General features: G+C 68.5%; 14 protein-coding genes. 5 read left to right on the plus strand and 9 right to left on the minus strand.

Features of this window, described 5'->3' with window-relative positions; all coding sequences use genetic code 11:
• Positions 1 to 170 precede the first annotated feature (170 nt).
• Positions 171 to 947 carry a hypothetical protein gene (locus ACF07B_RS11075; RefSeq protein ID WP_392178677.1) on the minus strand — a complete coding sequence of 259 codons (777 nt, stop codon included), beginning with the start codon at positions 945 to 947 and terminating at the stop codon, positions 171 to 173.
• Positions 948 to 1,225: 278 nt separating this feature from the next.
• Between ACF07B_RS11075 and ACF07B_RS11080 the strand changes: the two genes are divergently transcribed.
• The gene (locus ACF07B_RS11080; protein WP_369481760.1) at positions 1,226 to 2,317 is read left to right on the plus strand and encodes a PP2C family protein-serine/threonine phosphatase; all 1,092 of its coding nucleotides are present in this window, start codon (positions 1,226 to 1,228) and stop codon (positions 2,315 to 2,317) included.
• 103 nt (positions 2,318 to 2,420) lie between these two features.
• Here ACF07B_RS11080 and ACF07B_RS11085 read toward each other — a convergent pair whose 3' ends face one another.
• Positions 2,421 to 3,161, minus strand: a complete 741-nt coding sequence (locus ACF07B_RS11085; protein ID WP_392178678.1) for a vWA domain-containing protein — start codon at positions 3,159 to 3,161, stop codon at positions 2,421 to 2,423.
• 152 nt (positions 3,162 to 3,313) lie between these two features.
• Entirely contained in the window at positions 3,314 to 3,676 is a 363-nt protein-coding gene (locus ACF07B_RS11090; protein WP_392178679.1) for an HGxxPAAW family protein, read from the minus strand.
• A gap of 150 nt (positions 3,677 to 3,826) precedes the next feature.
• On the opposite strand from ACF07B_RS11090, the gene ACF07B_RS11095 reads away from it, so the two are divergent.
• Positions 3,827 to 4,300, plus strand: a complete 474-nt coding sequence (locus tag ACF07B_RS11095) for a MarR family winged helix-turn-helix transcriptional regulator (protein ID WP_392178764.1) — start codon at positions 3,827 to 3,829, stop codon at positions 4,298 to 4,300.
• Between the two features lie 181 nt (positions 4,301 to 4,481).
• Here ACF07B_RS11095 and ACF07B_RS11100 read toward each other — a convergent pair whose 3' ends face one another.
• Positions 4,482 to 4,778: a hypothetical protein gene (locus tag ACF07B_RS11100; RefSeq protein ID WP_392178680.1), complete on the minus strand. Its 297-nt coding sequence runs from the start codon at positions 4,776 to 4,778 to the stop codon at positions 4,482 to 4,484.
• A gap of 241 nt (positions 4,779 to 5,019) precedes the next feature.
• Complete coding sequence (locus ACF07B_RS11105; RefSeq protein ID WP_392178681.1) at positions 5,020 to 7,005, minus strand: N-acetylmuramoyl-L-alanine amidase; 1,986 nt, start codon at positions 7,003 to 7,005, stop codon at positions 5,020 to 5,022.
• A 274-nt stretch (positions 7,006 to 7,279) separates the two neighbouring features.
• Between ACF07B_RS11105 and ACF07B_RS11110 the strand changes: the two genes are divergently transcribed.
• Complete coding sequence (locus ACF07B_RS11110; RefSeq protein ID WP_392178682.1) at positions 7,280 to 7,663, plus strand: hypothetical protein; 384 nt, start codon at positions 7,280 to 7,282, stop codon at positions 7,661 to 7,663.
• 118 nt (positions 7,664 to 7,781) lie between these two features.
• On the opposite strand, the gene ACF07B_RS11115 is transcribed toward ACF07B_RS11110, so the two are convergent.
• The 4 genes from ACF07B_RS11115 to ACF07B_RS11130 all read right to left on the minus strand — a co-directional run bounded on the left by ACF07B_RS11115 (position 7,782) and on the right by ACF07B_RS11130 (position 21,231).
• Entirely contained in the window at positions 7,782 to 13,958 is a 6,177-nt protein-coding gene (locus ACF07B_RS11115) for a DNRLRE domain-containing protein (RefSeq protein WP_392178683.1), read from the minus strand.
• A 578-nt stretch (positions 13,959 to 14,536) separates the two neighbouring features.
• Positions 14,537 to 16,786 (minus strand): N-acetylmuramoyl-L-alanine amidase, encoded by a 2,250-nt coding sequence (locus ACF07B_RS11120; protein WP_392178684.1) that lies wholly within the window; start codon positions 16,784 to 16,786, stop codon positions 14,537 to 14,539.
• A 370-nt stretch (positions 16,787 to 17,156) separates the two neighbouring features.
• The gene (locus tag ACF07B_RS11125) at positions 17,157 to 18,347 is read right to left on the minus strand and encodes an MFS transporter (protein ID WP_392178685.1); all 1,191 of its coding nucleotides are present in this window, start codon (positions 18,345 to 18,347) and stop codon (positions 17,157 to 17,159) included.
• Positions 18,348 to 18,627: 280 nt separating this feature from the next.
• Positions 18,628 to 21,231 carry a PA14 domain-containing protein gene (locus ACF07B_RS11130; RefSeq protein WP_392178686.1) on the minus strand — a complete coding sequence of 868 codons (2,604 nt, stop codon included), beginning with the start codon at positions 21,229 to 21,231 and terminating at the stop codon, positions 18,628 to 18,630.
• 159 nt (positions 21,232 to 21,390) lie between these two features.
• Between ACF07B_RS11130 and ACF07B_RS11135 the strand changes: the two genes are divergently transcribed.
• Both ACF07B_RS11135 and ACF07B_RS11140 read left to right on the plus strand, forming a co-directional pair.
• Positions 21,391 to 22,404 (plus strand): LacI family DNA-binding transcriptional regulator, encoded by a 1,014-nt coding sequence (locus ACF07B_RS11135; RefSeq protein WP_362396347.1) that lies wholly within the window; start codon positions 21,391 to 21,393, stop codon positions 22,402 to 22,404.
• Positions 22,405 to 22,547: 143 nt separating this feature from the next.
• The gene (locus ACF07B_RS11140; RefSeq protein WP_392178687.1) at positions 22,548 to 23,648 is read left to right on the plus strand and encodes an ABC transporter substrate-binding protein; all 1,101 of its coding nucleotides are present in this window, start codon (positions 22,548 to 22,550) and stop codon (positions 23,646 to 23,648) included.
• Position 23,649: the final 1 nt, after the last annotated feature.

The raw sequence follows: 23,649 nt of genomic DNA on the forward strand, positions 1-23,649 counted from the left end.
GCTCGGAGCGCCGCCATTCTGGCGCCTGTGTGACTTGGAGTGGATGATCGCGAACGCTTCGTGTCCTTGCTGTGACCCGCAAACCCGCTCCACTGCCCTCACACCTCGCCTATCGGTGCCGGATGCCGGGGTCCTGACGCCCGGATGCCGGTCCCGAACGCCGGGGTCTCTCACACCCCGGATGCCGCGGGTGCCGGGCTCCCGGCCCGCAGCCGGCGCCAGACCGATCGGGGACAACGGCCCTTGGGGCGGCCGTCGGTGAAGTCCTGATAGGGGACTTTGAGCGGCTGAAGGCCGATCTCGACCCAGTGGTCCTTGCCCGAGCTGACGTCCCAGCCGTCGCCGGGCATACGGATGTGATCGTGGCGGTGGTCCTTGTTCTGACTGGTGATCTTGAGGACTTCCGCGTGGTGACGACGGTTCCTCATGACCACGCAATAGCGCTCCTTGCGACCTTCGGTGTCCCGGAACGGCACCGCCGCGTGCCAGATCTCGCCCGGCCCCGGACGCCGGCCGCCGGGGTTGAGACCACGGCGGTCCCACCAGCGCACCGCCACCAGACACAGGTACGCGGTCAGACCCGCGGCACCGCACTGGGCCATCGCGCGCGCACTCCACTCGGGCGCGTCGAACCGGGCCGCGGCCCAGCGGGCGGCGATCTGGCCGAGCACGAGCACCGCTGCCGCCCGGGCGAGGAGAACCCATCGGGCGCACGGCCGTCGGCGGCTCGCGAACAGGGCCACGCCCGCGGCGGCGACGACGGGGATGCCGTAGACGACCGCGTACTGCGCCGGGCCCTGAACGTGCAGCGGCGGTTCCTGGGACGCCATCAGATCCGGCATGGTGACCGGCAGAGCGAGGGCGTATCCGACGGCGACCCACAGGTTCAGCAGCAGATAGCCCTTGACGGCCACACCCAGGCATGACGTGTTGGTGCGACGCGTCACCGGAGCCCCTCTTCATGTGTACCGGTGCCGAATTATTCAGGCAGTCGGCGCCGCTCGGGGCGCGAATTCGAGGGTCGCCGGGCGAACGGCCGTCAAGGTGCCGGCCCGGCGTCAGCGGCACTCGCCGCCCGGTCGGCCGCGGTGCGTCTCCCCGCTGTGCGGCGTTCGGGTCAAAGCCACGGCGTGGCGTGCGAGCCGGGGCGCGATGCGGCGGCGGGGCGGGCGGGGGCGCCATAGCCTGAGCCGGCAGGGAGTTCAGTCGACGTCTGGAGCAGCGCGTGGCCGGGCTGGATATGTGGCAGCGGCTGGGAAAGTGGAGGCTCCTGCTGCCGGCGGTTCTGCTGCTCGCGGCCGTGGTGATCGATTTCGTCACGCCGCCCACGGTCAGCGCGGCGGCTCTCTACGCGGCCGCGATCCTGACGTCCGCCGCATTGCTGTCCTTGAGCGGGACCGTCATCACCGGTGTGACGGCGTTCCTCCTCGACCTGGCCATGTTCGGGTACTTCGGCTTCCACGGAACCGCGACCGAGTTCAGCGAACTGTCCATGGTCGCGACGGTGGCCGTGATCGCGGTCTTCCTCAATCGCCTTCTGTATCACTTGCACACCCAGCTGCGGTCGGCGCGTGACATCGCCGCCGCCGTCCAGCGGGCCGTCCTGCGGGACCCGCCGGAAACGAGCGGTCCCCTGCTGTTCGCCGCCCGCTATGAGGCCGCGCAGACGGATGCTCAGATCGGCGGAGATCTCTACGCGGTGGTCGACACGCCGTTCGGTGTGCGGTGCGTGATCGGCGATGTGCGCGGCAAGGGGCTGAAGGCGGTCAGGGCGGTCGCGGGCAGCATCGGCACGTTCCGTGAGGCGGCCCTGCAAGAACCCAGTCTCACCGCGCTCGTGGAACGGCTGGAGCGAGCCGTCGACCTTGAGATCCAGCAGTACGGGGGTGTGACCGAACTCGAAGGGTTCATCACGAGCGTGGTGGTGGAGTTCCCCCGGCTCGGCAACGAGGTCCGCATGATCAACCGCGGCCACCCGGCCCCCATGCTGGTCCTTCCGGACGCCGTACGGTACGTCGAACCCAGCCGGCCGGCCTTGCCCCTGGGCCTGACCGCGCTGGCCACCGGCCCGGAGCAGGTCGACACGGTGACGTTCCCGGAGGGCGCCACGCTGCTCCTGTACACCGACGGACTCACGGAGGCCCGGAACGCGAAGGGTGACTTCTACGACCCTCTCGGGAGGTTCGACCGGTTTCGGCACGCCCGTCCGGACGCCCTGCTCGACGCCCTGCTGGCCGACGTGCACAAGCACACCGGCGGCCGCAGAAGCGACGACCTGGCGCTGCTGGCGATCACTCATGGATCCGGCACCGCGTGACGCCGCTCGCGGACGAGGCCAGGACAACGGGTCAGGTCGCTCCCCGCCGGTCAGCGTTCCAGGTCGCGCCCGGACGCTCGATGCGACCCGGCCACGGGAGCGCTCACCGCAGGACCTGAGCGGTGCGGGCCGACGAGAGCCAGCTGGGGAACTCCTGGAGGAGCCGGTCGTAGAGCAGATCGTCGCGCACCTTTCGTGGATCGCGGCCGGCGTGGAAGAAGCCCGCGTTGTCGACGACGCGGTGTCGGGGCACGGCGAGGTTGTCGAGGCGGCGGAGGAAGGCGAACTCGTTGTCGTCGGGGTCGCCGAAGCCGATGAACTGCCAGAACAGCGGCAGGCGTGCGGCTTTGCACAGGTACCGCTCGGCGGCGGACCTGCTGGTGGGGCCGCCGTCGGTCTGGAAGATCACCAGCGCCGGGGCGTCGCTGCCGGAGGCCAGGTAGTGGTCGATGACCTCGTCCATGGCCCAGTGGTAGTTCGTCCGTCCCATGTGGCCGAGGTTCTCGTGCAGTTTGTCGATACGGCCACGATGACCTCCCAGCCTGAGATCGGTGGATCCGTCGACGTCGGTGGAGAAGAACACCACCGGCACCGAGCCGTCGTCATCGAGGTGCGCGGACAAGGACAGGACCTGCTCACCGAGATGCTGCATGGTGCCGTCCCTGTAGTACGGCCGCATCGAACCGGAGCGGTCCAGCACGAGATACACGGCGGCGCGCACCCCCTCAAGACCGTGCGCGCGCACGCTGGACCCGGCCGCCTTGTACAGACTCACCAGATCCGGGGCCCGCTCCTGCATCTTGGTCAGACTGATCGCCGGGGCGTCGTTCCGTGCCCTGCCCATGGTCACCACTCCCGTGTCGCGTAGAACCCCTCATCCTCGCGGCCGAGAGGGGACCACGAGACGGGGTTCTTCAACGCGGGTTAATCGGCGCCGCAGTCGGGTAGTACGGCAAACTCGACGCCCCGCAGGGAAGACCGGAGCACCCGCCCCGCTCACGCGTCGGCGACGACCGTCTCGGCAGGTCGCTCCGCGGCTTGCCGGCGCGGGGCCCCTCGCCCCGCGAGGCGGCAGCCGAGACAGTCGCCGTGGCCGTCGCGGGCGGTGACGTCCCTGACGCGCCAGTCCCACTGGGCGGCAGGACGCGGGCCGCTCGGCTTGCCCCAGCCCGCCAGGTGAAGCGCCCAGGTGACCGGCAGGGCGAGGGCCAGCGCCGCCGCTCCCGCGAGCGCAAGGGGCCCGGACGCCGTGACCATCGCGAGTCCGCACAGTCCGAACCCCAGCGCCGCGATGCCCGCACCGCTCCAGCCGGCGACGGTGTGGCCCAGGTCGTGGTCGTCGTCACCGTGGATGAACATGATCTCGCTCCTTGAGAGCTGTGAAAATGGTAGGGATGACCCCGTCGCGAGGTCTCTTATCTCGCGAGCTAATTATCTTAGATACTAAGAGGACTCGTGAGTGATCACAAGGAGCGCCCGGCCGCGACGGCGGACCAGGCTCTCTACGCCATGGACCGGATGATCGCCACCGCCCAGTTCGGACAGCAGGACGTCGCCCGCCGGATGGGTCTGAACGTCACGGACCTCACCTGCCTGGGCTTCCTCATGGAGGCGTCGATGGCCGGCGAATCACTGGTCGCGGGCGATCTCGCGGAACGGGCCAGGCTGACCACGGGAGCGGTGACGGGAGTGCTGAACCGCCTGGAGAAGGCCGGCTACATCCGGCGCACCGCGGACCCGGGCGACCGCCGACGCGTGTACGTGGTCATGGAGGAGACCGCTCAGGAGCGCGTCCTGGAGATCTACGGCCCTGTCTATCAGCGGCTGGCGTCGCTCTTCGGTGACTACGGACCGGATGAGATCGCCGTGCTGGCGGACTGGTTCACCAGGGCCCGCACCATGTTCGACGAGGCGTTGCACGAAATCCGGGAGGGAGTGCCCACGTCACCGCCCGCCGACGGGACTCCATCTCGTCGAGGGTGACGCTCCCGCGCCCCGCGAAGGGCTTACAGGGCCTTCAAGTGGCGCGAGGCGTGCACCTCGTACAAACGGGCACGCCACCAACGCAGTTGGGGCGCGGCCCAGACCAAGAGGCCTCCTGAAAGCCGTCCTACAGCAATGCGGGCCCGCGCCCTCCCGCGAGGGCCCACCATCGACACCAGGGTCAGGATCCGCCGACGGACTCGACGGCGTCGCCGGCGCTCACCGCTTCGTCCTGTGCCATGCCGAGGAAGCGCTGGATCGTCTGGATCGGCATGTCGAGCCCCTCCGACGCCTCCTGCATTCCGCCGAACACCTGCACCGCCTCGGCGACAGCCATGGCCACCTCGACCTCGGCCTTGCGAACCTTGGCCTCGGCCTTGTCCACGGTGTCGACCACCGCCAACTGGCGGCGCTGCTTCTCCTGAAGGCGCTGCTTGCGCGACAGGGCTCTGTCGGGGTTCGAGTTCTGCACAGACATGGCCAAGATCATAATCAGTCGCCGGCACACCCGTGAAATCCGCAACTTGCCCGCACCGCATGGACATTCAGAGGTATAGATCACGTCGATGGCCGGGCTCATCCTGCTCTGTGCACTGGCGGCCGCCGACCGGCACGGGCTCTTCGGACCCTGGCGAACCTTCCGTGCCCGGCCCGTCGGAAGACCGGCCGGGCACGGGTGGTGCGTCAGGCAGGTCGGCGTGATGAGCCGGCGTTCGGGGTCAGGCGCCGGTCGCTGTCACATCCGACGAGTAGACCAGCGCGACACGGTGGTTGTACTGGACGGTGTACATCTGCCTGGCGCCGGTGACGATCGCCCCGGAGGTGAAGTAGTCATCCGTGTTGACGGGCGGTCGGGTGGCGACGTACGCCTGACCAGCGGGAACGGTGTACCAGCTGATCGGTGCCTGCGTCGACGGAGACAGTCCCGCGGGGTATTCCGCCCGGTCGGGGTAGCTGGAGCCGTAGACCGACACCGGCGCGTTGCCCGCGGCGGAGACCAGCGTCACGTCGTGCGCGGGAGTGGTGTTGCTGCCGTCCGGGTTGTAGAACCACACCTTGGTGCCGCTGTACCAGATGGCGGTCCAGTCGCCGTCGACGTCGGCCACCACGTACTGCTGCCCCGCCTGCGCGGTGGAACCCCAGTCACTGATCCGGTCGGTGCCCGCCGTGCCCTTGTGGATGGCCTGATCACCGAAGAGCGGGGCGGTGCCGCTGGGAGCGGTGCGCAGGAAGACGAAGTTGGAGGCCTGCTGCTGCCCGGCGCACGAAGGAGTGGCGCCGGTGGGGTCGTCGCCGGGGCAGATCTGCACGGTCTGCTGATTCCCGGTGAAGCCGGGGGTGATCGTCACCGCCGAGCCGACCGGACCGACCCCGTGCTCTCCCGTCACCGGAGCGCCGACCAGGCTCATCAGATGCTCCCAGTCCCAGGACGTGCCCGGGTCCCAGTGCATGCCCGAGACGAGACTGGAGCTCGGGCCGGCCACGTTGTCGTGGCCGATGATGTGCTCACGGTCCAGCGGAATGCCGAAGCGGTCCGCGAGGTACCGCACCAGGGATGCCGTGGCCTCGTACTGCGCCTCGGTGTACCAGGTGCCTCCGTGCGCGGCGTAACCCTCGTGTTCGATGCCGATGGAGTGCAGGTTGGTCGAGTAGTTGCCCGCGTGGAAGGCGACGTCCTTGGTGGGCACCATCTGCGTCACCGCGCCGTCCGAGGCCCGCATCACATAGTGCGCGGAACTGCCGCCCGCCTTCTGGAAGGTCGCGATGGCCGACTCGTACGACGACTCCGTGTCGTGGATGACGATCGTGTCGATCCTGATGCCGTTGGCCGGACGGCTGGAGACCTGACCGTTGGACGAAGCCGCCGGCACGAACGTGCACGAGACCTCCGGCGGACACTCGGTCGCCGCCGATGCCGCGACGCCGGTCAGGGAGAGCCCGCTCAACTGACCCTTCTCGGCACGGACCTTGCTGTCGGCGCCGAGCGACACCCGCTGCCCGTCCTGGGTCACACGCGTGGCCCCGGACCTGATCGTCGCGAAGACACGGTCGGCGAACGCGGTGGCGCTCCGCCTCTGCGACGAGCCGCTGTAGCGGGCCACCGCCCCGTACCACCGGCCGGCGTCCACGGAGCGGCCACCGGCCACGGCCTGCTGATAGGAGGCCAGAAGCGCGGCCCCGCCAGCGATGTTGGCGGTGGGCTCGTCGCGGAGTTCGGCGAGGGGCAGGCCGGTCAGTCTCGCCGCGGCCCGCAGTGTGTGCAGAGCCGGATCCTTCGCTCTGGCCGCGAGGTCCGCCCGGCCCACCATCCCGGCCGGACCGCCGGCCAGCATCGCGGGGGTGACGTCGGTGAGGTGCATCGGGCCGTAGCCGCCGCTGGTGCTCATCCGGCCGGCGTGGGCGTCCCACGCCGACTCCTGGTAGGCCACGGCGAGCAACACGCTGACAGGAACGTGGTACTTGGCGGCGGCGGCCGTGAAGGCACGCTGTCGTGCGCTGGATCCGGACGAAGCGGCGGTTCTGGCCTGTACGTCGGTTCCGGCCTGTGCGGCCGTCGGCACCAGGGCGGTCAAGGCTCCCGCGGTCAGCGCGGTCGCTGCGGCTAAGCCGATCAATCGACGCCGGGACGCGCGATTTTGGGCAGCGCTGTCCGTTGCCTTCTTTTTCTTCACGTGTTTTCGTGCTCCAGGACAACCGGGAAGCATCAGTCGACTCGCCCGTCCGCTGGACGGAAGAGCCGATGTCACTTCGAGGTAGGAAAGGGGAAATGTCAGATGTTTCCGTAAAGCGAGCGACCCCTGCAGAGGTTCACTCGTGCAATACTCGCGTCAGGGCGTTCGTCTTGTTCGACGGATGCGTGGGAACTATATACGGGCGCGAGGTGGGCCGACAGCCGTCAATACGCCGTTACATATCCTTCTGGTTTCGCAGCCTACTGACGATCGAACGATTTCGGAGCGGGTCTCACGCTTCGTCGCGATGGGCAACGCTTCCGTCGACGAACAACCAGTAACGGCTGTGATTGCTCGATCGCCAGGTTTCATCGGCGACGAGAGCACGGTCGATCCACTCGCCGATCCGAGGCAGCGCATGCGTCCGCAAAGCGTTACGCACATCAGCGCGATCCCTCTTCGGCACCGGCAAGACATCAATACGGAAGCCGACCGCATCCGGGTGGGTTCCTTGTCCATAATTAAAGTGCTGCGCAGCTACCCATTCAATCCCGATGACATCTCCGGCATCACTGTTCCCAGTGAGAAACCTCAGATCTTTGACGTGCGACATTTTACTGCCGAGAGCTTCTTCGATGTCCGTGACAGTGAGAGGCCAGGCGCGATCGCGGGGAAGTCTGCGATTTCGTGAAGTCATGCACGGAGTATGTCATGTCCCGGCGACGTGCGGACACGGCATTTCCGGACCGCGACATTCATGACCGGCCAGGAGGCGGCCGAGGTCAACCAGCCGCCTCCTGGACCTCTCTCTACTTCCGGGTCAAATGCTTCTTGATCTTCTTCCACTCGTGCCCACTCCGACGTTCCTGCTGAGTCGGATTGCGGCCGTAATGCTCACGAAATATTCGGTCGACTGCTTCGTCGATGGACTCCCCGGCCTTTCTCGCCTTTCCTCTGGCCCAGGAGGGGATGTCGCTCGCGCTCTCCTTGCCGGACTTCTTGCTGGCCTTGGCCCACAGGATCCGGACTTTGTGGATGGCCCAGTTCTTGCCGTACCACCAGATGAGAGCGATGATCGCGACGACTGCCGCGACGCCGATGATGGTGAGTGCCGTGCCGGCGCTCACTCCGAGGCCGGCGGCTCCGACGAGCGCGATGGCGGCCATTCTTCCGTCGAGGTCGACCATGTTGACCGGGTCGCCGCAGACGTAGTCGTAGCTGTTGCAGCTGCCGCCGGCGACCGGGTCCACCTGGAGGAACCGGCCGGTGTTCGCGTCATACAGGCGGACGCCCATCAGGGTGAGACCGGTGACGGTCTCGGACGAACGCTGCTTGCCGCCCAGCCAGTCGTAGCGGGTCGCCGCCTGATCCGCCCGCGGGTTGCCGTACTCGTCGGCGTCGAAGACGGTGGGCGCCACACTGGTGTCGACCGGCAACGCGAGCGTCACATCGCTGTGCAGGTTAGACAGCAGGAGGACCGTGCCACCCGTCTTTCCGGTGGTGGCGGCGAGAGCGCCGTCGGGCCCGTCGACATTGCGGCTGAGGGTCCCGCCTGCAGTCTCCTCCACGATCCAGCGCGGGTCGTCCCCCTCGGAGTCGTAGTGGTTGAGCTTGGATCCGGTCTGGGCCCAGGTGCCGGAGGCGTTGGACTCGGTGGTCCAGGAACGGAACCGCAGGCCGGAATCCAGGGTCCAGGTCTGACGCTGTGTGCCGGCGGTCTGCTGCTGGACGAGATCGTTGGCGAAGTAGGCCAGCGTGGTACCCGGAAGTGCGGTGGTGCGGCCGAAGGCGTCGTAGGTGTAGCCGGTGTTCACCAGCCGGTCGGCGCTGTCGTAGGTGTAAGAGGTGTTCGCAGCCCCGGTGGTGGTGCAGTCGGTGCCCGGGGTCGCGACGGCGGCCGCGAGCGCCTTGCGGTTGCTGTTCTTGTCGAAGGTGTAGGAACGGGTGGTGCAGACCGCGTCGACGCCGGTGTCCTGCACCTGGGTGAGGCGGCTGGCCTTGTCGTAGGCGTAGGTCTGAGAGGCTGTCACACCGGGCGTGCCGGTGTGGGTGGCCACCTGGCCCTGCACCGTCGCGGCGACGCTGTCGGACACCAGCACGGTGCCGTCACTGTTGCGGGTGTAGGTGCGGGCGACGGGACGTCCGGACGGATCCAGGTCCTGCTGCACGGTGTAGCCGCCGGGCAGGCCCTGGCTCGCCACCGCGCCGTCGGCGTCGTAGCGGGCGGAGAAGGTGCCGGCGACGGAGTCGGTCACCGAAGTGGCCAGCCCCCGCGGGTCGATGGCGGTGTCGTAGGTGTAGGTGGTGGTCGACGGCACGTTGTCGGTGACGACGGCCGGCCTGTCGAGCGCGTCGTACTGGGTGCTGGTGACACCGCCGTCGGCGTCCGTGTAGGACATCCGCCGGCCGAGCTGGTCGAACGACTGGGTGATGGTGCCACCCGTCGTGGAGGTCTGCTTGACCTCGTCGCCGGTGGTGGGGTCGTACGACTTGGTCGTGGCCGGGACGGCTGCCCCGACCCCGCCAGAGACGGTCACCGTGGTAGGCCTGTCGGCGGTGTCGTAACCGTTCGTGGTGGTGCGGGTGACGCTGTTGGCGGTCTCGGTGACCTTGGTGGTCTGCCCGAGCGTGCCGTACTCGAGGGTCTTGACAGGCAACTGCGTCGGGTTCGAGCCGCCCCCCGTGATGGCCGCGGCGGGGCCGGTCTGACAGACGGCGTCGGCCCATTCCGGCCTACCGCCGCAGGTGCCGGTTCCGTCGCCGGTGTAGTAGCTGGTCTGGGTGGTTCCGGCGTCGGTGCCGGTGGAGGCTGGCAGTTGGGTCTTGGTGACGCGGCCCTGGCTGTCGAAAGTGGTGGTCGTGGTCAGCGCCAGCCCGCCCGGGTCGGCGGTGCTGGTGGTGGCCACGCCCTTGTCCCAGTCGTAGCCGATGACCGTGGCCTTGGGATCGGCGGTCAGCGTGGGCCAAGCCCGAAGCTGGGCGCCCACGGTCTGCTTGGTGACCTGGTCCTGTACTGCTGCGGTGCCGTCGGTGGGACGACCGCTGTCGTACTCCTTGAGCGTCTGGGTACGGGCGATGACCGAACTGCCGGCCTGTGCGACGGTGGCCGCGCCGTTCGCCAGCTTGGAGGCGAGGACGACCTGGTGAAGGGGCCCGTCTTCTTCGAGCACCCGGGTGCCGGCGTCGTTGTAGACCGTGCCGGCCGACAGCAGTTGGGCGCGTTCGGCGGAGGACAGGTTGATGATGCCGAGCATGGTCAGCCGGGTCCGCTGGTCGGCGGTGACGCCGAGGGCCAGTTCGCGGTTGCCCGCGCTCAGGGCCCGGACGGTGTTGCCGAACTGGTCGTACTCGGTGGCGGTGATGTGGTGGCCCGGGGTGGCCTCGTCGACCTCACGGCCGGAGGCGTCCAGGTAGTGGATGTCCGCACGGGTGTAGGCGGTCGCGGTCAGGGTGCTGCCGTCGTTGTCCGCGGGCACTTGGTCGGCAGGGAACACAGCGGTGGCGTCACTGGGCTTGTCGGTCTGCCCCCAGGAATCTGTCGCGGTGGAGCCGAGGTTTTCCGGTGCGGAGGCTCCGGTCAGCGGGACGCCGTAGACGACGCTCGTGGCGGCGGTGCCGTTGGTCTGGCCGGCGCTGCCCGGGGTGAGAGTGGGGCGGGAGGCCTTGAGCAGCATGCCGGCGCCGGCGGCCGGGTTGGATCCCGCCTGCCCGTAGGTGAAGGTCCACGGCAGTTGTCCGGCCGGGGTGAGGGTGGTGACGTGGCCGGCGCTGTCGTAGCTGTAGGCGGTCTTCAGCGCGGGGGTGACGCGCGGGTCCCACTGCTCGCGCAGCCGGCCGCTGTCGTCATAGGCATAGGACGCGATGGTCTGCGCGGTGGCGGCGGAGGCCCCGGGCGCGGTCGACCACAGCTTGATCGCCGACACCTGGTCCTTCACGTCTCCCAGCGCGGAACCGGTGGCCGTGGTGGAGCCGGAGTAGACGAACTCCAGGACCCGGCAGCCCTTCGTCGACGGCGCGGACGCACACGCCGATGCGGTGACCGCCGAGGTGGGGGCGATGAGCAGTTTGGGGCGTGAGGTCTTGTTCTCGCCCAGGGTGACCGCTTCGCTGACCGCGGTGGTCGTGGTGTCGGCCAGGCCGTCCAGATAGGAGGTGGAGGCGTTCCACAACGACGTGCTGCCGCCTGCGGCAGTGAAGGTGGTGACCTCGCCCTCGCTGTTCCTCAGGGTGAAGGTCCCGCTGAAGTCACCGGTGAGGTCGTAGTCCTCGGCGCCGACTTCTGGTGTCCAGCCCGTCTTCGCGGCGTTCTGGGTGAAGTTCAGGTGTGTGTCGTCGCCCGACGCTCCGATGCTCACCGAGGTCACCGACGTCTTCTGCAGCACCGTCCACGGGGTGGTGGCCTGGTCTCCGGCGGCGCCGTAGAGCCATTCCTTTCCGAAGATCGGCGCCTGCCGGCCGGTGCCGGCCGCCGCCCGCGGGGAGCGGGAGGAGGCGCTGCGGTCGACGGACAGACCGAAGACGGAGGCGTCGTTGTCGGAGAGCGTGTAGTCGCCGGTCAGCAGGTTCAGCGAACCCGGCCCAACGTCCTCGCCAGCGGCACCGTCGGCGGTCCGGTCGATGGTGGCGTTGACCGGATCCGAGGAGACCGACGCGCTGGAGGGGCCGGTGAAGTCGGCCCGGATCTGCACCGCCCCGTCCGGGTTGACGCTCGATGTGGCGTTCCACGTCAGCTTCGGGCTCTTGCCGCTGGTCAGAGCCACCGGCCAGGCGGACAGCGGCTGGCCGGCCACCGTCACGTCACCGGTGGGAATGATGGTCCAGGTGTCGGCTTCGCCGCGGCGCCAGGAGAAGGTCGCCTTGTCGTACTTGGCGCCGTCCGCCTCGGCGGTCAGCGGCAGACGCGCGGCGGTGCGGGTGCCCTCGTCGGGGCTGGTGACGCCACCGGGGCCGACGTGGAAGGTGTAGGACAGGGCCTCGGACTTGTTGTCCGCCTTGTCGGTCGCCCGCACCTGCAGGGTGTTGGTGCCCGCCTTGGCGGGCTTGACGGTGACGTTGACCGGGGTGGTGCCGCTGGTGGCCACCTTCGTCCAGGTCGTCCCGTCCAGTGACCACTCGATGCCGTTCTGGTCCCCCGACGGAGGCGTCACCTTGAACACGCCCGCCTGGCCGACGCCCTTGACCCACGAGGCGGAGGGATAGTCGGTGGAGGTCACCGCGGTCGGTGCGGAGGGGGCGGAGGTGTCGACGGTGAACGTCGCGTACGCCGACCAGTCGTTGTTGTAGTGCAGGCCGTCGTAGGGGTTGGTGCGGAACTTGTATGTCTTGCCGTTGGTGAGCAGACCCGAGGGAACCGTCACCGATGCCGGCTGCCCCGACGGCACGAACGGCGACACCAGATAGTTGCCGACCTGTGCGTTGGTGGTGGCGTCGTCGATCTCGAAGGTGCCGTCGACCTTGTCGTTGTTGACGTCGACGAAGGTGTCACTCAGCGTCGGCGTCGTGGTGTTGACGTACCAGGTCCCGGAGGCGTCCTGGAAGAACGGCGGGCCGGCCTGCTGGTCGGTGCCGGTCTTGGGCCGGTAGTTGTAGGTCACGGTCAGCTTGGGCGGATTCGACGCGGCGTTCGCCGAGTTGAACCGCTTCCACTGAGCCGTCGCCGTCTCGCTCGGCGCCTGCAGGCCCATGCCGGAGGTGGCGTTCTTCGCCGACGCCCACGTCTGCACCAGATCGGCGACATCCGCGTTGACCCAGCCGTCCGGCGCCGAGGTGCAGCCGGGATTGCCCTTGGTCTCCGTCGAGGTCGCCGAGGCGGTGGATGCCCACGTCGGCTGCGAGGTCCAGCGCGAGGCGGTGGACGCCTTGCCCGTGCTGTAGACACCCCACGGGTAGGGCTTGCAGTCGGTGTTGCCCGAGTGGAAGTTCCACAGGCTCAGCTTCGCGCTGGAGACCAGCGCGTCCGAGACCGGCGCGGTGTTCCAGGTGATGAAGGAACGGGCCGTACGCGGCGTACCGTCGCTGTTGGTCGTTCCCGGGTTTCCCATGTCCAGCTCGACATCGCTGGACCAGTCGACCGTCTCGCCCTGCTGGACATAGGTGTCGAACACGTTGGACAGTGCGGACGTCGAGGGGTCGACCGTGACCGGATACCGCGTCTCGGGATCGGCGAGGAACTTCGCGTCCGGGGTGAACACCAGGTTGGTCGTCCCCTTGCCACGGACGACCTTGACCTTCACCGGCGCCTGGTGGGTGTGCTCACCTGACACCTTGTCCACCCGCGCGTCCCACATCACCGGGGCGGGCATGGTCGCCTGCTTCTTGCCCTTCTTGTCCGTGAAGAGCAGGCTCCCGTCCTTCAGTTGACGCACCTTCAAGCCCTTGGCCTTCAGCGGCAGCGTGTAGGAATAGCCGCTGCCGGGACGGGCGTCGAGCACGACGTACTGCTCGAAGCCGGTACGGGTCGCCTCGACGACCACGTCCGCGCCGGAGGCCGCACCCTTGTAGGTCGCGCGGTTGCCCTTCAGCTTCGGCTTGGGCAGATCACCCTTCCACTGCAGGGCGATCTGCCGGTCGCCCTCGCCCAGCGTCACCAGATCACGCGCCGCCGAAGCGGACCGCCTCGCGCCGGCCTTGGCCTCGCCGCCGCCCAGACTCAGGCCCCTCGGATGGGCCTTGGGCTCCACCCGCCCGCCGACCGCCCGCAGATCCAGATCGACCGAGCGCCACTTGCCCGCGTCCTTGAACCGCACCGGACCGGCCGACAGTTCCGTGGTCAGCGAGCCACTGGCATTCACCCACGTCGTGGACGTCTCCGTCCGCTCCGACAGGGCTTCGACCTTCTTGCCGGACAGACGGGCCAGCACCCGCGCCGACGCCAGGTCGGCGGCCGATGAGGCGTAACGCTTCGCCTTGGACCGGGACGACACCTTGCCCACATGCACAGCCGAACCCGCGGCCAGCGCCGGCTCCGCCTCGGCAAGCGCCGTCACAGCAAGGGCTAACGCCAGCGAACCGGCTATCCCCCGGCTCCACGCACGCCCGGGCTTCAGCAAGCCAGGCCTGCGTCTGGCTCCCGCTCTCTTACCCATTCAAGCTCCCACGTTCACAGAAGCCCCATAGATCAACAGGGCAGCCGCAAAGCTAGCCGAGCCAAAAAGTGGACAAAATGCCCACGAGGGCACCAAGATCACTTGGCTCCAAAATGAACGGGCAAAGCATTGACAAAAAGAAGGACGGAATGGCAACAAAACGCCCCCGCCATATTTGATTCAGCCACCCTTAGAGAAAACAAGCCACTGCCTCAACGCAATAAATGACACCGCTGCAAGGCCGCCATCGAAACTCAGATCTTCATGGAGTACGAAGCGCTGGAGCTGGGTGAGGCATGCCCACCGCACTCACCAGGCATGGTGCGAGAAGGGGGTGAAATGGAAGGTGCCTGTATCGGCACAACGTTTTCAGGGGGACTTGCGATCGAGCCCTCCTGTGTTCGGCCGTCCTTCCGTCGGACGGCATAAAAACTGCCGGGCGGCGCGTGAAGCACCGCCCGGCACAGGATCGCGAGGTCCTACTTGAGGTAGACAAGCCCGTCGGTCGTGACGGTCGGGCGTCCCGGGGTGCCGGTGACCACGATCTTCACCGTGTGGGCGCCGCTCGCCGACCAGGTCTTGGTCCATTGCACCGTGCGATACGAGGTGGTGGCCGACTTCATGTCCACCGTGGTGGCCTTGACGCCGTCGACGTAGATGTCCGCCTGGCCGGAGCCGGCGGCGCGGGAGACCACCCAGGCCGCCGAGCGGCCGGTGAACGTCCAGGTCAGCGAGGCGTTCTTGGCGGTGCTGCTGTACGACTTGCCGCCCAGGTAGCTGCTGGAGGCCTTCGTCGCCCAGGTACCGGTCCGGGTCGCGGACGTCTCCTGGAGGATCGTCGGGGTGGCGGTCAGGGAGGCGGAAGCAGTGTTTCCGGCGTAGTCGTACGCGGTCATCGACCAGGTGCCGGCCGTACCGGAGTTCGCCGTCAGCGCCGCGCTGGTGACGGTCGGCCCGTACGTGTGCGCGGACGGCTTGGTGAGGCGGACCTCCTTCAAGGTGCTGTTGTCGGCACCCTTCCAGCCCAGCGTCACCGGGACGGCGGTGGTGTCGACGGTTCCGGTACGCAGGGACAGCGACGGCTTGGTGGAGAAGGTCGGCGCGGTGGTCTCGGCGACGACGGTCGTGTCGGGCGTGACCGTGGTCTTCCCCGAGATGTGGGTGACGCGCACGGCGAGGGTGTGACTGCCCGGGGTGAGGGTCAGGGGGGCCGACGTGGCCGTCGGACCGCCCGTCGTGGCGACCTCCCCGTCCACGAGAACGTCGAAGCGCCGGATGAAGGCGGACGCCGTCGTCGTCGTCCAGTTCACCGTGAGGGAGCCCTTGGTGTACGCGGTGGTACCGGAAAGACCGGCACCGGTGAAGGGCTTGAGGGCGAGCCCGGTGACGGGACCTCCGGCCAGGGCGCGGATCTCGGGCACGGAGGCGTACAGCTTGTTGCCGGGGCACTCGGTGAAGTAGCCGTCACGGTGGCCTGATATGCGATAGAACGACGCGGTCTGGCCGAGCTTGAACTTGCCGTTGTCCATACTCGCCGTCAGATCGACCTTGCCCGCCGGGTCGTGGCGGTACTGGCCGAGCTTCCACGCGGCGATCTGCGCGACCGAGGACTTGGCGGCAGCGGACGCGTCGATCGAGGAGTACTCACCGAGGACGGCAATGCCCGCGGAGTTGGTGTTGAAGCCCGGATTGTGGGCCCCGATCACCGACTGGTCCACACCGCCCTTGCGGCCCTCGAAAATGGTGCCGCACTTGTCCACGAGGAAGTTGTAGCCGATGTCCTTCCAGCCGTTGCTCTTGATGTGGTAAGCGCGGATGGCGCGGACCAGAGCGGCCGACTCGGCACAGGTGTAGGTGTTGGCGTCCACGGTGTGATGGACGAAGACGACCTTGATCTCCGTGCCGTAGCCGGGCGCTTCATCGTTCAGCGACTCGTCGGCTCCCCACTGGGCCCGGGTCACGATGACGGGCTTCGGAGCCGTGGACGTCGGCGCCGGCGGCACCGTCGCGTCAGGTGAAGCGCTGGACGACACACTGGACGACGCGCTGGGCGTGGTCGTCGCCGCCGGAGCGCTGCTCGAAGTGCTCTCGCCGGGCGAAGGCGACGCGGAGTCGTCCGCCGGTGGCGGGGACGTGGATTCGCCCTCCTCCGGTGCGGTGGTCACCGTGTCGGACGGAGTCGCGGTCACCTCGTCACTGGGCTCCGCGTCGACGGCGTAGGCCGCCGGCTCGGGAGCGGCAGCGGCGGCGCCCTTGCCCGGATCGACCATCTCCAGCCGGAGTCCGGCCGGAAGAGTGGAGCCCCGGCCGTCGACACGCACCTGCACGCCGTCCGACGAGCCCACCCAAGCCGGTTCGGTGGCGCCACGCCGACTCTCCTCGGCCGCGGCGCCGCGGCCGCCGACGTCCAAAGACTTCCACGCTCCCCAGTCACCGCTGCCGGCGCTGCGGGCACGGACCTCGACCGAGCCGGGCAGATCCGCGGCCGGCTTCGTCCACGACAGGCCCACCAGACTGAAGGGCTGGGTGTCGCGTTGGGGGATCTCGGCGTGGTCGCCGTCGACCTCTAACGCGGCGGAGCGCACATGAGTCCGCACCGGCCCCGCGACGGGCTTGTCCTGACCGCTGCCGCTTCCCCCGGAGCCCCCTGAAAAGCCGCAGAGGACACCGACGCCGCTGACCCCCGCTGTCACGACGGCGACAGCGACCCACACTCTTCGCTTGTTCATATTGCTCTGACGCCCCTCCACGCCTGACGGCATCGCACGCCGGGAGAATTCCTCGACCGGCGTGTGCCACAGCTGTCGGCCGTCAGAGTAACGGAAAAGCCGTGGACTCATTACGTGCCGAAATGGACTCTTCCGGTATGCCTGTATATGTTCCGGGCGCGCCAAAAAATTCGATCGCGGGGTCGGAACGACCGTGAAATTAAAAGCACAGACGGGACGGACAATCCCCTCTGCCCGCTGCACCCTTTCCGGTCCAGTCGGGCAGGCACCGAAACGAATAGGCAAAGCGCCAATAAAAAGAATGACGGAATACGGCAAAGCGTCTCCGGCATCATGAATCCAGCCACACGTCAGTGCAGTCCAGCCACCGTCAACGCGGATGGGGAGCCGGCCGCCGGAGGAGGTAGACGCCCGCGACCGACACCAGTACGGCCATGCACGCGATGAACACCAGCCCGGCGCCCTCCAGGCCGATGGGACCCACCAGTACGCCCACTCCGATCACCGGCACCGAGATGCCCGCGTACGCGACCACGAACAGGGTGGAGATCACCGCCGCTCGCTGATGTTCGGGCGAGGCTTTGGCGACGGTGGTCAGGGCGCCGCGGAACGCGAGGCCCTGACCGGCTCCGCCGACGATCGCGCTCAGCACCACCAGGACCAACAGGTCCCAACGCAGCGCGCCCGCGAGCAGGGCGAGGCCGCCGAGGAGTGCGGCGCAGCCCAGGGGCAGGGACCGCCCCGCTCCGACCCGACCGACGGCGAGCTGCCCGGCGGTCGAGGCGAAGAAGGCGAGGGCGACGACCAGTCCGCTCACCGCATGGTTGGTGACGTCCAGGGACTCGGCGAGGAACGCGGGGCTGACGGAGGTGAACACCCCGAACAGGGCGAACCCCACGAACGCGGCGATCGCGGGTGGCGTGAACACGGGCCGGACCTGCGGGGGCAGTCCGGGCCGCTGCGGTCGTACGGTGTTCAGCGGGCGGCGTTCGCGGACGGTCTCCGGCAGCCACAGCACCACGGCGGCGGAGAGTGCCACCAGGGCGAGGTGGACGGCGAACGGCAGGTACAGCGGCCAGGGGGCGTACTGCGCGAGGAGGCCGGCGAGCAGCGGACCGCAGCCGAGTCCGCCCATGTTGGCGGCCGTGGCGACGAAGGTGGCCCGGGCGGCGCCTCCCGGCGGTGCCAGCTCCATCACGTAGGCGGTGGCGGCCCCGGTGAACAGGCCCGCGGACAGGCCCGACATCAGCCGTCCCACGTACAGCCAGCCCAGACCGGTGGCGGCCAGGAAGCAGACGGCGCTCGCCGCCGCGAAGCCGAGGCCCCACAGGAGCACGGGACGCCGGCCGACCGTGTCCGAGGCGTTGCCCGCGAGCAGCAGCACGCCCATGACCCCGAAGGCGTACACGGCGTACACGATGGTGACGGTCAGCTCGGAGAATCCGAACTTCTCCTGGTAGAGGCCGTAGAGGGGGGTCGGCAGCGTGGTGCCGGCCATGCAGACGGCGAACACCGCCCCGCTGAGCAAACACTGGCGCCACCCTCGGCGATCACCGTCCATACCGCCGACAGTAGCGTCGTGTCCGCCGCGATCCGGCCCGACGTGCCGCCGGACAAAACCGGTGGAGGCCGTGGAGCGGTACCCGCGTTCCCCGGATGCTCGTTCCTCATGGGTGAGGGGTACGGCCGTGGGGGGGGGGGGGGCGGGGGGGGGGGGGGGGGGGGGGGGGGCGCCCCCCCCCCCGGGGGGGGGGGGGCCCCCCCCGCCCCGACGGCCCGTCAGGGGGCCGGTGCGATGCGCGCCCGGAGCCGCGGGGAGGCGTGTGCCGGGCGCCTCGTCGTCAGGAGCAGCCGGCCGGTGTCGCCTGTGACGCGTCGTGGATCAGCGCGTCGTGGGCGGCCTTCAGCCGGGCCACGTCGGGCTTGACCACCGTGCGGTCGTAGGTGATCAGGCCGTTCAGTTCTCCTTCCACGTCCGAGATCTGGGTGTAGACGGCGCCGTTGCCGCCCTTGCAGGCGAGCTGATGCACTTCGGCGAGGCGGGCCAGGTAGTCGTCGGTGTAGGCCGAGGGGTCGACGTCGACGTAGGACTGCTGCACGGACCAGGCGTGTCCGGGCACCGCGAGTCCGAGCCCGCCGTACTCGCCGCTGACCAGGGCCCGTTTTCCGTCCGGATTCGGTGGCAGCGCGGGGCTCGGGTAGCCGTGTTCGTCGATGATGTCGCCCGTGCCGCCGTCCACGCCGAGGTTGATGCCCGACATGGAGTTGACGAGGCGCGTCGGGTCCCAGGCCTTGGCCTGGTCGGCGATGCGGGCCTCGTCGTACTGGCCCCAGCCCTCGTTGAAGGTCACCCACATGACGACCGACGGGCTGCTGATGTGCTCGTCGATCATCTGCTTCATCTCGCGCTCGTACTCGGCGCGGGACGCGGCGCTCGGGTTGACCCCGGCCGTCATGGCGGGCATGTCCTGCCAGACCATCAGGCCGAGGCGGTCGGCCCAGTAGAACCAGCGGTCGGGTTCCACCTTGATGTGCTTGCGGACCGCGTTGAAGCCCATCTCCTTGTGCATCTTCAGGTCGTACGCGAGGGCTTCGTCCGTGGGTGCGGTGTGCAGGCCGTCGGGCCAGAAGCCCTGGTCGAGGGTGGCCATCATGAAGACAGGTTTGCCGTTGAGGACGGTGCGGGGGGTTCCGTCCACCTGCTCCACGGCGATCGACCGCATGCCGAAGTAGCTGGCGACGCGGTCGGCGCCGACGCTCACCTTCAGGTCGTAGAGGAAGGGGTCGTCAGGTGACCACAGGTGCGGGTCGGTGATCTTCAGGACGAGCGGCTGCCCGGTACGGCCCTTGACGGTGGCGACCTTGCGGTGTCCGGCGTACGCGGTCGCGGTGACCGGCACTCCGTCGCGGACGCCCTTCGGTTCGAGGGTGAGCCGGCTGTTCCCGACGTCGGGTGTCAGCTTGAGGGAGTCGACGTGGTCGGAGGCCACGGGCTCCATCCACACCGTCTGCCAGATACCGGAGGACGGGGTGTACCAGATGCCGCTGGGGTCCAGGCGCTGCTTGCCGACCGGCGGGTTCTCGCCGCCCTGCGCGTCGGTCGGGTCGTAGACGCCGACGATCAGTTCCTGGGTGCGGCCGGGCTTCAGCGCGGCGGTGATGTCGGCGCTGAACTTGTCGTAGCCGCCCTGGTGTTCGGCGACCTTGGTGCCGTTGACGTAGACCTCGGCCCGCCAGTCGACGGCGCCGAAGTTGAGCTGGAGGCGCTTGCCGGAGCCGACCTTCCAGCCGGAGGGCACCGTGAAGGTGCGGCGGTACCACATGCGGTCCTCGTGCCGTTCGATGCCGGAGAGCTGGGACTCCACCGGATAGGGCACGCGGATCTTCTCGGCGAGCTGCTTGCCGACCGGGGGCTGTTCGCCGGCCTTGGCGGAGGCGAACTGCCAGGAGCCGTTCAGATCACGCCAGTCGGCCCGGGTGAGCTGGGGCCGGGGGTACTCGGTGCGGGCCTTGCCGGCGTCGACGTCGTCGGCCCACTTCGTCCGCAGCTCGTGGGTGGAGTGGTTGGGTCCGCTGCTCCAGAAGGCGCTGACAACGTTGCCGTTCGTCCCGGAGAGGCCGCCCTTGCCGTCGTAGCGCAGGTCGGCGGTGCCCTTGGCCGTACCGGTCTTGTTGCCGACGACGGGTTCCTTCAGGCCGACGATCAGGGACTTGGGGTCGGCGGGGTCCAATGTGGCTGTGGTCAATGGCCACTTGGCGCCACCGATGACGGCTTCGACGTGGTCGGTCAGGCCCGCCGGGGGTGCGGTCAGCGGCTGGGCGAAGTCGAGGCGCAGGCTGCGGCCGTCGCCCTGGACCGTGGTCGCGATGGCGCCGTCGTAGGCGTATCCGTCGGGCAGCCGGAGTGCCGACCGCGGGACGGCCGTCTTGGTGCCGCCCGGCGGGGTCCAGCGCAGATGGAGGTTGGAGCCGCCGAAGTGCTCGAAGTACTCGACCTTGATGTCGTACGCCTGTCCGGCGGTCAGGTCGATGGGCTGTGCGGTCTGTTCGCGGTCCCAGTCGTCGACCCAGTGGTCGATGGCGAGGTGTCCGTCGATCCACAGCCTGAAGCCGTTGTCCCCGATGATCGAGAACGTGTGCGGGCCGGTCTTCTCGGGGACGATGCGGCCGGTCCAGCGGACGTTCACGTCGTCCGACCGCCCGGTGGCGAAGGCGAGTCGGGGCTCCAGGTTGTCGAAGTCGAGATTGGTGTCCAGTCCAGTGGCTTTGAGCTCGTGGAAGTCGAAGGCGCCGGGGGCGGACTGCGTGTAGTACTCGCCCTTCAGGCCGTGGACTTCCACGGGGTCGTCGGCCGCGGTGGCGGCCGGGGCCGCGGTGAGTCCCGCGAGGCCGAGAACCGCGGCGAGTAAGAGTGCCATGTGGGTTCGGAGTCTGCTGTTGCGCACGGATCCTCCTTGGCTGAGGAAGGGTGGCGGCTCGTTGCTTCAGTCTGTACAACGTTGGAAGTAGCGGGAGTGGGCATCACAGCACGGGTCCCGATCTCTGTCCAGGGTCATGACAAATGCCCAGGTGACAGAGGCGCACATCGATGAAGAGGAGATCCCTTGCGGGTCAGCCTGAAAGACGTCGCGGAGCACGCCGGCGTCTCGATCAAGACGGTTTCGAACGTCGTGAACAACTATCCGCACGTCACTCCGGCCATGCGGGCCCGGGTCCAGGAGGCCATCGACGAGCTGGGCTACCGGCCGAACCTCACGGCACGCCACCTGCGCAAAGGACGCACGGGCATCATCGCCCTCGCCGTCCCCGAGCTGGGCAACCCGTACTTCGCGGAGCTGGCGGGAGCCGTCATCGACGCGGCCGCCGAGCACGAGTTCACCGTCCTGCTGGACCACACCCGCGGCGACCGGGAGCAGGAAGTGCTGGTGAGCCAGGGTTTCCGGGCCAATGTCATCGACGGTCTGATCCTCAGCCCGCTGGAGCTCGAGGACGAGGACCTGCGCTCCCGGACCGACGACGTACCGCTCGTGCTGCTCGGTGAGCGGCAGTACGAACTGCCCTACGACCACATCGCGATCGACAACGTGTCGGCCGCGCGCAGTGCGGTACGCCATCTGCTGAGCCGCGGACGCTCGCGGATCGCCTACCTGGGGGCCCGCACGGATTCGGCCAACCGGCCCGCGCATCTGCGACTGGCGGGCTGGCGCGCGGAGTTGACGGAGGCCGGGGTGCCGGCGCCCGACGAACTCGTGGTTCCGGTCGGTGGCTGGGACCGCGACGAGGGTGCGCGGGCGATGGCCTGGCTGCTGGACTCCGGGGTGCGTCCGGACGCCGTCTTCGCGTACAACGACCTGGTCGCGATCGGTGCGATGCGGGTGCTGCACGAACGGGGTCTGCGGGTGCCGTGGGACGTGGCGGTGGTGGGTTTCGACGACATCGAGGAGGGGCGGTTCGGGGCGGTCACCCTGACGACGATCTCGCCGGACAAGCAGGCCATCGCGCGGATGGCGGTGGCCTCCCTGCTGCGCAGTCTGTCGGGCCGGACCGAACCCGGCGGACGTGAACTGACCGCCGATTTCAGGCTGGTCGAGCGCGAGAGCACGCTGGGGCGACGCTGACGGGATTTCGGACGGAGGGCTTTACAGGCTTCTTCCAACGATGTAAAAACCTCCCCGGAACGACGAGTACACCGAGTTGACCGCAAGAGCCGATCTTCCCCGGGAGCGCTCTCAGCGCCGGGGCCGCGCCGTTTGGGGACTCCATGAAGCCGCTCGCACCACGTCACCGCACCTCCGCCAGGACCCTCCTCGCCACCGGCCTCATCACGAGCCTCGCGCTCGTCTCCGGATGCGCGAAGTCCGAGGACGACAGCACAGGCAAGGACAAAAGTTCCGCCGGGCAGAGCGACCAGGGCCAGGTCGTCGCCTCACCGTCCACGGGCTCGGGACCGACCTGCGCCATCGACGCCTACGGGGCCAAGAAGATCGACCTGAAGTCGGCCACCGTCGGCTTCTCCCAGTCCGAGAAGGAGGCCAACCCCTTCCGGATCGCCGAGACCGCGTCGATCAAGGCCGAGGCGGACAAGCTGGGCGTGAAACTGCTGACGTCCAACGCCCAGTCGCAGTTCTCCAAGCAGATCAGCGATGTCCAGGACCTCATCGCCAAGGGCGCCGACCTCCTCGTGATCGCGCCGCTCAACTCCGACGGCTGGGAACCGGTCCTGCGCTCGGCGTCCGCCAAGCACATCCCGATCATCACCATCGACCGCAAGATCAACGCCACCGCCTGCAAGGACTATGTGAGCTTCATCGGCTCCGACTTCGTGGAGCAGGGCAAGCGGGCCGCGGACCAGATGATCGAATCGACGGGCGGCAAGGGCGAGATCGCCATCCTGCTCGGCGCCGCGGGCAACAACGTGACCACGGAACGCACCCAGGGCTTCGAGGACCGCATCAAGGAGAAGGCGCCCGGTCTCAAGATCGTCTTCAAGCAGACCGGTGAATTCGCCCGGGAGAAGGGCCAGTCGGTCACCGAGAACCTCATCCAGTCCAAGCCCGGCATCACCGGGATCTACGCCGAGAACGACGAGATGGGCCTCGGCGCGGTGAACGCCCTCAAGGGGGCCGGCAAGCAGCCCGGCGCGGTGAAGATCGTGACGATCGACGGCACCCGCAACGCCGTCCAGGGCATCGTCGACGGCTGGATCGACGGCGTCATCGAGTCCAACCCGCGCTTCGGGCCGCTCGCCTTCCAGACCCTGGACAGCTTCACCAAGGGCGAGAAGGTCTCCCAGGACATCGTCATCCAGGACAGCGCGTACACCAAGGACAACGCCAAGACCGACCTGGGCAAGGCCTTCTGAC

Source organism: Streptomyces sp. NPDC015532 (genome assembly GCF_043078065.1).
In the GTDB taxonomy this organism is placed as follows: domain Bacteria; phylum Actinomycetota; class Actinomycetes; order Streptomycetales; family Streptomycetaceae; genus Streptomyces.

Coding starts and splice junctions, on each gene's coding strand:
- ACF07B_RS11085 (WP_392178678.1), bottom strand. CDS start 3,161: ATGGGCAGGGCACGGAACGACGCCCCGGCGATCAGTCTGACCAAGATG.
- ACF07B_RS11090 (WP_392178679.1), bottom strand. CDS start 3,676: ATGTTCATCCACGGTGACGACGACCACGACCTGGGCCACACCGTCGCC.
- ACF07B_RS11095 (WP_392178764.1), top strand. CDS start 3,827: ATGGACCGGATGATCGCCACCGCCCAGTTCGGACAGCAGGACGTCGCC.
- ACF07B_RS11100 (WP_392178680.1), bottom strand. CDS start 4,778: ATGTCTGTGCAGAACTCGAACCCCGACAGAGCCCTGTCGCGCAAGCAG.
- ACF07B_RS11105 (WP_392178681.1), bottom strand. CDS start 7,005: ATGCTTCCCGGTTGTCCTGGAGCACGAAAACACGTGAAGAAAAAGAAG.
- ACF07B_RS11110 (WP_392178682.1), top strand. CDS start 7,280: ATGGGCAACGCTTCCGTCGACGAACAACCAGTAACGGCTGTGATTGCT.
- ACF07B_RS11120 (WP_392178684.1), bottom strand. CDS start 16,786: ATGAACAAGCGAAGAGTGTGGGTCGCTGTCGCCGTCGTGACAGCGGGG.
- ACF07B_RS11125 (WP_392178685.1), bottom strand. CDS start 18,347: ATGGACGGTGATCGCCGAGGGTGGCGCCAGTGTTTGCTCAGCGGGGCG.
- ACF07B_RS11140 (WP_392178687.1), top strand. CDS start 22,548: ATGAAGCCGCTCGCACCACGTCACCGCACCTCCGCCAGGACCCTCCTC.